At 57.1% G+C, this 11,776-nt stretch carries 8 protein-coding genes and 2 pseudogenes; 7 read left to right on the forward strand and 3 right to left on the reverse strand.

From position 1 onward, the window contains the following. Positions 1-11: 11 nt before the first annotated feature. Together IPM89_01950 and IPM89_01955 are read right to left on the reverse strand one after the other, a co-directional pair. The gene (locus IPM89_01950) at positions 12-653 is read right to left on the reverse strand and encodes a hypothetical protein (GenBank protein ID QQS54645.1); all 642 of its coding nucleotides are present in this window, start codon (positions 651-653) and stop codon (positions 12-14) included. Between the two features lie 100 nt (positions 654-753). Further along, positions 754-2,300, reverse strand: a pseudogene (locus tag IPM89_01955) (IS66 family transposase). 145 nt (positions 2,301-2,445) lie between these two features. Between IPM89_01955 and IPM89_01960 the strand changes: the two are divergent. From IPM89_01960 to IPM89_01985, 6 genes are read left to right on the forward strand one after another with little or no spacing between them, the layout of a single operon-like run. Next, complete coding sequence (locus IPM89_01960) at positions 2,446-3,549, forward strand: pilus assembly protein PilM (GenBank protein QQS54646.1); 1,104 nt, start codon at positions 2,446-2,448, stop codon at positions 3,547-3,549. 1 nt (position 3,550) lies between these two features. After that, positions 3,551-4,123: a PilN domain-containing protein gene (locus tag IPM89_01965; protein ID QQS54647.1), complete on the forward strand. Its 573-nt coding sequence runs from the start codon at positions 3,551-3,553 to the stop codon at positions 4,121-4,123. Continuing rightward, positions 4,120-4,788: a type 4a pilus biogenesis protein PilO gene (locus tag IPM89_01970; protein QQS54648.1), complete on the forward strand. Its 669-nt coding sequence runs from the start codon at positions 4,120-4,122 to the stop codon at positions 4,786-4,788. Before IPM89_01965 ends, IPM89_01970 begins: the two co-directional genes overlap by 4 nt. Beyond that, complete coding sequence (locus IPM89_01975; GenBank protein ID QQS54649.1) at positions 4,785-5,375, forward strand: pilus assembly protein PilP; 591 nt, start codon at positions 4,785-4,787, stop codon at positions 5,373-5,375. The genes IPM89_01970 and IPM89_01975 overlap by 4 nt, the downstream gene beginning before the upstream one ends. A 16-nt stretch (positions 5,376-5,391) precedes the next feature. Then, positions 5,392-7,626, forward strand: coding sequence for a type IV pilus secretin PilQ (gene pilQ, locus IPM89_01980; GenBank protein ID QQS54650.1), 2,235 nt, complete (start codon positions 5,392-5,394; stop codon positions 7,624-7,626). Between the two features lie 42 nt (positions 7,627-7,668). Next, on the forward strand, positions 7,669-10,158 hold the full coding sequence (locus tag IPM89_01985) for a hypothetical protein (protein QQS54651.1): 2,490 nt from the start codon (positions 7,669-7,671) through the stop codon (positions 10,156-10,158). Here the strand turns inward: IPM89_01985 and IPM89_01990 are convergent. Continuing rightward, on the reverse strand, positions 10,110-10,439 hold the full coding sequence (locus IPM89_01990) for a hypothetical protein (protein ID QQS54652.1): 330 nt from the start codon (positions 10,437-10,439) through the stop codon (positions 10,110-10,112). The two genes, IPM89_01985 and IPM89_01990, sit on opposite strands and share 49 nt — an antisense overlap. A gap of 184 nt (positions 10,440-10,623) precedes the next feature. Here IPM89_01990 and IPM89_01995 point away from each other — a divergent pair. After that, positions 10,624-11,684 (forward strand): annotated as a pseudogene (locus IPM89_01995) (IS630 family transposase). Positions 11,685-11,776: the final 92 nt, after the last annotated feature.

Below are 11,776 nucleotides of genomic sequence, written 5' to 3' on the forward strand. Positions count from 1 at the left end.
ACGGATTGGTGTCACCGCTCGGGTGCGGCCGGTGGTGTCTGTTGCCGATCTTCGGCTAGAAGAGCCTGAACTTCGGCTAGGCTCGCCCGCCGCATGGGGCGGCCGTCGACCGGGCTGCGCGGCGCCTCCCGTTCGGCCAATGGCGCGAAAATGGTCAGGTCGATACAGCTGCCGTCGGCGTCGAGTCGGAAGGCGGGCAGGCAGACCGGATCGCCATTGCCTAGTTTGATGCGGTGTTCCGTGGTATCGAAGGGAATGTGGTGTTCCATCAAGAACAGCAGGACGTCCGTGGGCGTATCGGCAAACAGGTGCAGATGAATATCGACATGCGGGCCGGTGGCGCCGCTCAGTACCGGGCCAACCAACCGGGGTCGGAAACGCCCCAGAAACCGCATGATTTCCACGGCGGTTTCGCGCAGGCCGCGCAGGCGCAGCGCTTGACGGTCGGCATGGAACAGCCGCTGGTAGTCGAGCAATGCCTGCTCGATCTCGGCATTGTCTGGCAGAGCGGCCTTATCGGTCACCGCCAGGCGAATGGCGGCTTTGCGCTTGGCGCTACGGAAATCCTGGACTCCTTCTTCAACCATGATTCGGGCGCTTTCCTGCGCCATGAGGATCTTGAGTCGCGGGGTGTCGCGGCGGCGTCGGGCCATGGGCAGCTCCGGTGGGGCGATGGCGGCGGGCGATGGCATTCCCCGGCGCTTCGAACGAGTTTGTTTGCTATATTTCCGTAGCCGTTCATTCCCCTCTACTCTACTGAGGTAAGGGGGCGAGAGGCAGTCCGGCGCGCCGGTCGGCGATGGCGCGTTCGAGAGTGCGCCAAGGGGAGTGGCCGCGCTGGCGGCAGGTATCGATGACGCTGGCGAGCAGAGCGAAGACCCGCGAGCCGACCGGGGTGCGGGTGCCCAGACTGATCTTGCGCGCGATCACCCAATGCCGCAGGGCGCGCTCGGCCTCGTTGTTCGTTAAGGGGTGTTTCGGGTACCGCAGTACCTGGAAGATGACGTCCCAGTCATTGAGCAACTCCACCGCCAAGGCGTGGGTTTTAGCGTGGTCGCTCCCTTGCTGCCGCTCGCAGGCGGCGCGCAACGCCGCCACCCGCGACGCGTGTTGAGTGGGCAAATCGACCGGGAGCGGGCCTTCGCGGGCGGCATACACCGCCGCCATCAAGGCTTGTAAAGTATCCAGGACGATCCGGCCGAAGACGCGGGCTTCGCGGTCACAACTCTCGGCCAAGCCTCGCGCCTTGCGAATCAGGTGCGCCCAACAGCGCAACCGGTGCGGGTAGTCGCGGTAGGCCATCCAGCCATCGCTCATCAGCCAGCCGCTAAAACCGTCCAGCACGTTTTCGACTAACTCTTTGCCTCGCCCGGCCACGTAATACAGCGTCACGGTTAACGACCGGAATACCCACAGCCACAGGGTCTGGCCGTGTTCGGGCCAGGAGGTTTCGTCGGCGTGCAGCAGGGCGCTGTCCAGAACCGCCTGGACGAGTTCGTCTTCCGCCGGGGCCACGGCCGCGCCGGCTTCGTGGAGCGTTCGATGGATCGTGCCGGTACTGAGCTTCAGGCCCAGCCACTCGTCCAGGAATTCGCGAATCCGTGCCCGCGACAGCCGAAACCGCAGGGCCAGCGCCACGATCAGCGCCGCCAACCCCGGCCCCACCAAGCGCCATTCGCTGAGTTCAATCCCCGCCAGCAGTGGGTCCACCACGCCCTGGCCGGCCACGGCCCGGGTCCGATGGCCACAGGCGCAGGGGGCTTCGTAGTAGCGATGGTCCACTACCCACAGCGTCAACCCCGGTCGCGCTGGATCGTCCCAGCGCAGGTCGACCGCCTGAAACCCGGTGTAGGCCACCGCGCCCACCGGGTCCAGCGGCCGGCCACAACCGGCGCAGGTGTCGGGGTAATGGGCCTGTTCGGCATTCGCCTGGAACACCTGAGTCCGGCCAATCCCCGGCGCCCCCGGCTGCTTACCCGGTTTACGGGCTGGTTTCGCGTCCGCCGGTTTCGCCTCGGCCGACGGCGGTTCCGCCGGCGCCGGCTTCGCGTCCGCCGGCGCCGACTCGGGTCCATCGTCCGCCGCATCGGCGGCATCCGATTCCGGCCCGCCACCCGGTCGGTCCCACGGCACCCGACTGCTCGGCGGCCGCGAACTGTTGTCCGGTCCCTGGTTCAGCCGGTCCAGCGCCTCCTTCAAATCGTCCAGCAGCTTGCCCGACAGCGCACGCACCTCGGCCTCCCCAGCGAATCCAGGTAGGCTTGGTCTAATTGGCGCAGGCTATGTTGGCTTAGGTGCATGGCGGTTGATCGTGGGGCCGGACTCTAGTTTTCCATACCTACTCCCCGAGGGGAAGTCAGCCGTTACCGGGAGGGGTGTGAAGAGTTACATATTTCCAAGGTACAGGTTTGATTCATTCAATCAGATCAGTTGAGGAAGCGTAACTTGGCTCTGTTCAAGCGTAAAGAATCTATTCTGGGCATCGACATTAGCTCCTCGTCAATCAAGTTGATCGAGTTGAGCCGTTCCGGGTCACGGTTCCGGGTTGAGGCCTTCGCTGTCGAACCGCTGGGCGAGGGGATGATGGAGGACCGCAACCCCGCCGATCCTGATGCAATGGGAGAGGCGATCAAGCGGGCCTGCCGCAGATCGGGTACCCGCTTGCGCCGCGCGGCCGTCGCCGTGCCTACCTCCAGCGTAATCACGCGTACCATACCGATGCCGGCGGAATTCAAGGAAAGCGATGTCGAGGTTAATGTTTCAATCGAGGCGGCTCAGTATATCCCGTACCCCGTCGAGGAAATCTATCTGGATTTTGAGATGAAGGGTCCGTCCCAGGCCAGCAGCGAAATGCAGGATGTCATGTTGGTGGCCACTCGTAAGGAGAACGTGGATACTCGGGAAGCCGCGCTCAAGAATGCGGGTTTGGTTCCGGTGGTCGTGGATATCGAGGCTTATGCCTTGGAAAACACATTCCGCCTACTGATGGAGGGCTTGCCCAAGGCTGGCGGCGATGGATCACTCAACCTGGATAAGCCGCGGGAAGGGTTGACCGCGCTGATCGATATCGGTGCCACCATCACTAATTTGTACATCTTGCGACAGAATTGCGTTATTTTTACTCGCGAGCAGGGTTTCGGTTGCGACCAACTCACCCTTCGGATCGCCGAAACCTATGGCCTGTCCCGGGAGCAGGCTGAACAGGCCAAGCGCTCCGCCGATCCGGTGGCCGAGGATTTTGCCACGGCCGTTCAAGAACCTTTCAAGCACATGCTGGCTGAGCAGATTGGGCACGGCTTGCAGTTCTTTTTTTCCTCCGACCAATATGCTTCGGGCCGCTATAATGTAGATACTATCGTCCTGGTGGGAGGCGGTGCCATGATCGCGGGTTTGGACCGGGTGTTGGCGGACGTGCTGGGCATCGCCACGGTGGTTGCCAACCCCTTCAAGAACATGGGTAGCGCCACCAAGGTGAACAGTAGCGCCTTATTGCGTGACGCACCCATGCTGGCGGTTGCCGGTGGGCTGGCCCTGAGGAGCTTCGACTGACATGACGCGCATCAATTTGCTGCCTTGGCGCGAGGCGCGCCGTGCTCAGCGACAGCGCGAGTTGGTCGCAATGCTGGTCGCGGCGGCGCTGGTTGCCGCCGGCAGCGTGTTTCTGGTGCAAACGGAAATCGCCAACCGCATTGAGTACCAACAAGAGCGCAACAACTATCTGCGTGGTGAGTTGGCCCGACTCAAGAAAGCCGCCGAGGAGATCCAGGCGTTACAACAAACCCGGAACCGGTTGGTTGAGCGCCTTAACGTCATCCAGAAATTGCAGGCCAGCCGTCCCGGTATGGTGCGGATGCTGGATGAGCTGGTCCGGCTGGTTCCTCAGGATATCTACCTGACCGCTTTCAAGACCACCAGCAATCAGGTGACTCTCAGCGGCACTGCTCGCTCCGACCTGATTATTTCCGAATTCATGCGTGACATTCGGGATGTCAAGCTGTTTGGCGAGCCAGTCTTGCAAGTTATTCAGACCAAGAATTTGAATAATGTGCAAGCGAGAGTGTTCGAGCTGGTCGTTCCGCTGAAACTGGATGCGGAGAAGGCGGATACAGGGGGTAAGACATGAATCTGTCGGAGATCAACCTCAACGACTTCGACCTGCGGGAAGCTGGCGATTGGCCCTGGGTCGGCAAGATCGTGCTGGTCGTTCTGGTCATCGCCGCCGTGCTGGGAGCGGGGTACTACTTCTTTACCAGCGACCGCCTGGAAGAACTGGATCGGGTGACCCGCGAGGAGCAGCAACTGCGGCAGGAGTTTATTGAAAAGCAGCGGGTTGCGGCCAATCTGGAATCGTTTCGGGCGCAGCTTAAGCAGATGGAGGCCGAGCTGGAAGTCATGTTGCGGCAGTTGCCGACCGGTACGGAGATGCCTGATCTGCTGGAGGATGTGTCCAACACCGGCAAGAAAAACGGTCTGGACTTCGAGCTATTCAAGCCCGAGGCCGAACAGCCTCGGGATTTTTATGCGGCTAAGCCGATTACCATCAAGGCGCAGGGAACTTATCATCAGTTCGGCGCGTTCGTCAGCGGGGTTGCGGCGCTGTCGCGGATCGTGACTCTGGAAAACGCGACGCTGACCAGCACCAGCGGCAATGCGGTAAAAGACGGCAAGAAGGTGGGCAATGCGGAACCCCTCAACATCCAGGCCACCTTGCAGACGTATCGCTATATGGATGAAGCCGATGCGCCGGCTGCGGGTCGGCAAAAAGATAGGAGGGCCGGCAGAAAATGAACGCATGCCTTTTTCCGGGTTTTGCCGCAGCCATCCGGGTCGTTTCATTGCTGGTTGCGGCATTGGCCGTGCTGGCGGGGTGCGCGCAGCGCGATATGACCGACTTGCAGCGGTTCGTTGAGACCACCAAACGCACCACGCCGGTGAAGAAGCCCGACCCTCCGCCGGAAATTAAGCCCTATACACCGTTTGCCTACACCGCGCAGGGCATCAAGGATCCATTCGTCGTGGCGCCGTTCGCTCAGGAGGAGGAGCTTGAGCTGACGCAGGCGCTGGCGGCCCAGCAAAATGGCAGCTACACCGGTGTGCGGCCCGATCCCAATCGGGTGCGTGAGGAACTGGAAAAATACTCGTTAGGCTCGCTTAAGATGATGGGTACTTTTCGCATGGGGGGTAACAACGAGTTATGGGCGCTGATCCTGGCGCCCGATGGTGTCGTGCACCGGGTGCAGAATAATAATTACCTGGGGACCAACCACGGCAAGATTGTCGACATCACGGAGCAGCGGTTAGATTTGCGGGAGATCGTTCCGGATGGACCCGGGCGCTGGCAGGAACGGGATGCGTTTCTGTCGCTTACCCAATGATCGAGGGGGAAGTGTCATGACGAGCAGGTCCACGAGCGAAGGCCAACATGACCGGCGACCGGGCGGGGGATGGCTGTCGCCAATGTTGGCGGTTACGGCTTTTTTGATTGGGGGGATGCTGTGGGAGGGGACCGAGGCGTTGGCGGTTACCCCCGAACGGGAACCGGTATTGCAAGCGGTGGATATCAGCCCGCTGGCTGGCAACCGTTTGCAACTTCGCTTCCGGCTTTCGGAAGTGCCCACACAGCCGCCGAGCACATTTACCATCAACGAGCCCGCGCGCATCGTGTTGGATTTTCTGAATACCCGCAACGGCCTGAATACACGGCAGCAATCCATCAATGTCGGCGTTGCCGATCGGATCAGCGTGCTGGAAGGGTCCGACCGGACCCGTGCCTCACTGAATCTGGCGCGGCTGGTGCCCTATAAGGTGCAGATGCAGGGCAACGTCGTGTTATTGACGTTGGAGAACGCGGGAGCGAGCGCCGCGAAAACCCCGGCACCCACCCCAACGGCGTCGGTGGCGGCGGCCGCCTCATCGCGGCGCGACGCGGCGCCGGTTGCGACGCAGCGCAGCAATGTCAGCGATGTCAGCTTCCGGCGCGGTCCGGGCGGGCAGGGCGTGATTACGGTCAAGCTGTCGAATCCAGGTATCCCGGTGGACGTGCGGCAGGAAGGCAATCAGATCATCGCCGATTTCCAGGGGGCGACTTTGAAAAAAGGCCAGCAGCGACGTCTGGATGTCACTGATTTCGCCACGCCGGTCACGATCGTGGAGGCGCTGAATCAGGGTAATAACGCCCGCTTGAGCATTCTGCCCAGCCCGCCGTTCGAGTATCTGGCCTATCAGGCCAATGATTTATATGTGATTGAGGTGCGCCCGCCGCAGAAATCCGCGGAGGAAGAAGAAAAGGAGGCGATGCTCGATCCGTCCAAGAAGAAGTACAAGGGCGACCTGCTGTCGCTGAATTTCCAGGATATCGAGGTGCGGGCGATCCTGCAGATTCTGGCGGATTTTACTGGATTGAACATTGTGGTCAGCGACAGCGTGAAGGGCAACCTGACGCTGCGCTTGCAGAACGTACCTTGGGACCAAGCGCTGGATATCATCCTGCGCACCAAAGGCTTGGCCATGCGCCAGAACGGCAATGTGGTTTTCATCGCCCCGACCGAAGAAATCGCGGCCCGCGAAAAACTGGATCTGGAATCGCGCAAGACGGTGCAGGAGTTGATCCCGTTGCGAACCGAGATTATTCAGGTGAATTATGCCAAGGCGGCGGAGCTGGCGGCCCTGCTCAAGCAGGCCGGCGAAAAGGGACAAACCATGTTATCGCCGCGTGGGGATGTGGTGTTTGACGAGCGCACCAATTCCCTGATCGTCAAGGATGTGCCCGACAAGCTGGGAGAGATCCGCGATCTGGTGAGCAAACTGGACGTGCCGACCCGGCAGGTGATGATCGACTCGCGAGTGGTGATCGCCAGTGATGACTTCAGTCGCGATCTGGGCGTTCGCTTTGGCGTGACCGGTGTTAATCAAGGCGGTAGCAGCGTGAATACGCTGAGCGGCAGCCTGCAGGGCACTAATACCATGGTCGGTAGCGCGGTGGATAATTTGATCAACACTGGCCAGCCTTTCCCGGTGACGGTGCCGGATCTCGATCAGCGCTTGGGAGTGAATTTCCCGGTGGCGGGGCCGAGGTTGGCACTTTCGATTTTGGGGGCGGATTATCTGGTGGATTTGGAACTGTCGGCGCTACAGGTCGAAGGCAAGGGTGAAATCATTTCCAATCCCCGGGTGGTGACCGCCGATTTGAAGAAGGCCACTGTTTTGCAAGGCCGGCAAATCCCTTACTCGACGGTCAGCCAGGAGGGAACCAATGTGGAATTCAAGGATGCTTTCCTGAAATTGGAGGTGACACCTCAAATCACGCCGGATGATCGCGTCCGTATGAATCTTAAGGTTTCCAAGGACGAGCAGGGTGCCACCGTGGCGACCGCGACCGGGCCGCAGGTCAGCATCGATAAGCGTGAAGTCGAAACGGAAGTCATGGTGAATAACGGTGAAACCGTGGTGTTGGGCGGTGTTTTCGAGCAAACCAAGCGTGATGATGTCAGTAAAGTGCCTCTGTTGGGGGATATTCCTTTGTTGGGATACCTGTTCCGGACTACGGGTAAGAGCAATACCAAGCGCGAATTGCTGATCTTCGTGACACCGCAGATCTTGAAGAACGGCGCGTTGGCTGAACGTTAAAGATCCAAAGAACAACATAATTTCATCGCGGGGGGATAAGCCATGCGATCACTGAGACGATTGACGGGGTTTGCAGAATTGCTGTTGCTGGCCGTGGTATTGGTCGGTTGGGGGGGTAGCAGCGATGCTATTCGTTTCGATGGCAGTGGCGGTGGTGGGTTTACCGGCGGCGGGTTTACTGGGCGGGCGCCGATTACCGTTGGGATGACCGCCGATAAGACCACGCTGCCGGTGAATATCCTAAATGCCGGGCCGTCTATTGGTAATCCCTATACGAATACGGTGACTGTTCAGGTGATGCAGAACGGTAAATTGTTCGCAGCACCTCTTATTAATGTTGCTATTGCGTCGGGTCTTTCCAGTGGTGCTTTGTACTATCTAGACGGTGATTCGGAGCACGAGCAATGCCCTACGGGAGCTACTTGTCCTCCCACTGCTACGGTTCCCATCGCTTTTCGAAACATAACATTCGAGGATACGCAGGGCATCGTAACATTTCACGTTAACGCTACCAACATTCCGGGAACCATAGTGCTGGTCGCTTCGGCACAGGATCCTCAAACCGGGCAAGTTATCAGCGGTAATCTAACTATTACCGTGACCGGTGGTGGCGGCGGCGCAACGGGCGGTTTCCCTTCTGTGGTCAAGTTCGTCATGGATCCCGCGCTGGTTTATATCCGTGACAATCCTTCGGGTACAACCACCGTCACTCAGAACACGGTCAAGCAGTTCCAGGTTTTTGTGCTGGACGATTTTAGTCAGCCAATTAATCAGGGTGAAGGACATGCCTTACGGGTCGAGCTGTTGCCTAACCGGCCGAATGGCGGTGAATGGTTGAGCACGACCGATGCCAACGGCAACCCGCAGGAGGGTACCAGCGTTCTGGCTAATTTGGTTGGTGGCGTGGCGACCTTGGTCTTGCATAGTGGCACCTTACCGGGAACGGTCTTGATCTCGGCCACCGCTGACCGCCGCGATAATAATGTGGATAACGGGATCGAGATGGGGATCACCAATTACGCCATGGTATCGATCGGGACGGGTGAAATTAAATCACTGACCTTCACCGGGCCATTTGCCGATGCTGCTTTTGTGAGTGCGAACAACCTGATCGCAGTGAATGGTCTTTGCCCCACTCAGCAGGCATGCGACTTTGTATGGGATGGCGTATATAACCGCATTATCTCGGTCATCGCCAGCGATCCCTTTGGGAACCCTCCGCCGGAAGGAACACCCATCACGTTCCGATTGATCGATTCGCCGTTAGATATGCTGGTGAATCGCTATCCTGATCAAGGGCATGGTCAGTTCGCCATTACGGGGTACAACGGTGACCCCCAGGAAGGAAGTTGGGAATTCTTCGCGCCCAATCGCACGGTACCCCGGGCTGTTGGAGATACCCTGAATCCATTCGTGGTGCCCAACGGTGTGTCGTATGCAGTGGCTGATCCTCTTTGCCTGCTAATGTTGCAGGACCCTGAAATCATCAATCCAAATCCGAGTACAATCAACGCCCTGCCTGCGGAGGGTCGCTTGGAATATCATGTGGGTAGCCGGGTTATCACCGGGCGTAGCGGAAATATGTTGACCGTTAATACCCCGTTCAATCAAGTCAGTCAGAATGTTGGCGCCAATGTTTGGTACACGGTCGGTTGCCCGCCCCATAAGGGTAATGTGCTGAATATCGGCAATGGAATTGTCGGGAATGAAGTCATCGTTTTGACCGATGTTACTGGTAGGGCCAGTACCGTGATGAGCTACCCGGCTAGCCAAGTGGGGCGGCGCTTCATGGTAGCGGCCGAATCGAACGGTGGGAAGGTTGGTGCGGTGATGACCCATTGGTATCTGGGTAATCCGGATGGCAGCTTTTTAACCATAACGCAGCCGCCGCAATTGGCTCAGCAAGTAGCTGTTGTAGCGCCAATCGACCAAAATCCGCCGGCGCTGGTTACCGTCACTCAAGAAGTACCTTCCGGGATAGCCGTTGAGTTGCCCGTCACGTTGCAATTACTGGATGGCGGCGTCACCTCCGGAGGTGTATTAGTTCGCACTCCGATTCCGGGTGTGCCGATCGCGGTGCAAATTGTCATCAACGATCCATCCGAAGCAGCGGCGATTGCGGCGGAAGAAGCCGTGGTGAAGGCACAGGTAGCCTTGGATACCTTTGATGCATTGAATCCAGGCGTCTGTGATCTGATCGATGACGATGGCGATCCGGACACCGCACCGGTGGAGCGAGATCCGGCGAAATGTGCTGAGCGAAAAGCGCTGGTGGTCACTTTGGATGCGGCAAAGATTGCAGCCGCCCAGGCACGGGCGATTGCTAACCTGCACACGCCTACGGCGTCGGTGGTTCCGGCCACGCTAGCCAGTGGCGCGGGTGGGTACACCAATCTGGTGCTGCAAGTCAACGACTTACCCACGGATGGCAGCGTAGACTTCTTCTTCTCTACCGTTGGCCCCGAGATTAGCAGCGAAACGCTTCAGATTACGGTGCAGCCGCCGCAGCCGGAAGCGGCTGCGACACAGTGAGTCTTGAATACGGCGAGACGTAATCTTCTTCTCTTGCCAGCAACCGAAAAAAACCGGCGGTGATCCCGCCGGTTTTTTTGTTGGCTGTGCATGGGGGTGATGGTGCTTTTGGCCCGTAAGCGGGTTCTCGAAAAAGTAAGTGCAAGTATCCAAAAGATGAAATGACTGATCACTGCGTCGGGATCAACATGGAAGAACATGTTTGTTCTCGGTTTGAACGAAACGGGATAGGTTTCTCCCTTGCCGTTTGTGTTTTTAGGGAAAGCGTTCACGAAAGACATTCATATCTCCCCGTTACTTGCGGCAGGAATGAACATCTGGTAGTGGCCTGCGATGCCCGCTGTTTAGATTGGGGCTTTCAGGCTTGTCTTCAAGAACCTCGTCCCCTGGTGGCGGGGTTCTTTATACCATTTACGATTAGATTTTGTTATCATACTCATTTAACCTACTTTTATTGATCCAGTCATGAGCCGCTCATTACAAGTCGAAATCCACGAATCCTCCGAAGAACTAAAGCGCATAATGAATGAACAAACTCACGCCAAGTTTCGAGAGCGATTACAAATTCTATATTGGATTAAAAGTGAAATTTTTCATTCTTTACAAGAGTTAGCCGATCATTTAGGGCGATCGAAATCCGTCATTGTCAAGTGGCTCAAAGTATATCGTACCCAAGGCTTAATCGGGCTGTTGCAGTGGAATTATCATGGCGGCCGTCGTTCGAGAATTACCGAAGCTATGAGAGAGGCACTCCAGCGCCGTCTGGACGATCCGACTCATGGATTTCATAGTTACGGACAAATCCAGCAGTGGCTTCTCCAGGAATACGAGGTCGATATTCCTTATTCAACAGTGCATCAAGTCGTTCGTTATCAACTCAAAGCAAAACTTAAAGTGGCGCGGCCAACGAGCGTTCATCGCCATGAAGAGGCGGTGGTTTCTTTTAAAAAAAACTTCCACGACAACTTGAATTAATTGATATTCTTCAGCAAGTTGAAAATGAAGCGGTCCGGCCTTTACGGTATTGGTGCCAAGATGAAAGTCGCTTTGGATTAAAAACGATCACCCGGCGGGTCATCACCGCACTGGGGATTAAGCCAGTTGGTCCAGTTCAATGGACCTTTCAATCATTTTGGCTCTATGGTGCCATTGAGCCACTGAGTGGCGAAAACTTCTTTTTAGAATTTTCCCATTTAGATGCTGATTGCTTTCAGTGGTTTTTGAATGAATTTTCTAAAACTTATCCGCACAGCCTCAACGTAATTCAATTGGATAACGGTCGCTTTCATTCTGCCAAAAAACTCGTAATCCCCGATAATGTCGTCTTATTATTCCAACCGCCTTACAGTCCCGATGTGAACCCCATTGAGCGTGTTTGGCAATCAATGAAAGATCAATTGTGTTGGATCAATTTAAAAACCCTAGATGAACTACGTAAAAAAGTGGATGAACTCATTCAATCGCTTCTCCCAAGCGAAGTGGTTTCTTTGACCAGTTTTGATTTTATTTTATCCGCACTAAAGTAGTAAAATCTATTAGTAATCGGTATTACGTTTTCGGGGAGAGGCCATACCTCAAGGCGGATATGGTCTCGTAAAACGATCCTCTTCCCTGCGCC

Source organism: Candidatus Competibacteraceae bacterium (genome assembly GCA_016699715.1).
In the GTDB taxonomy this organism is placed as follows: domain Bacteria; phylum Pseudomonadota; class Gammaproteobacteria; order Competibacterales; family Competibacteraceae; genus Competibacter.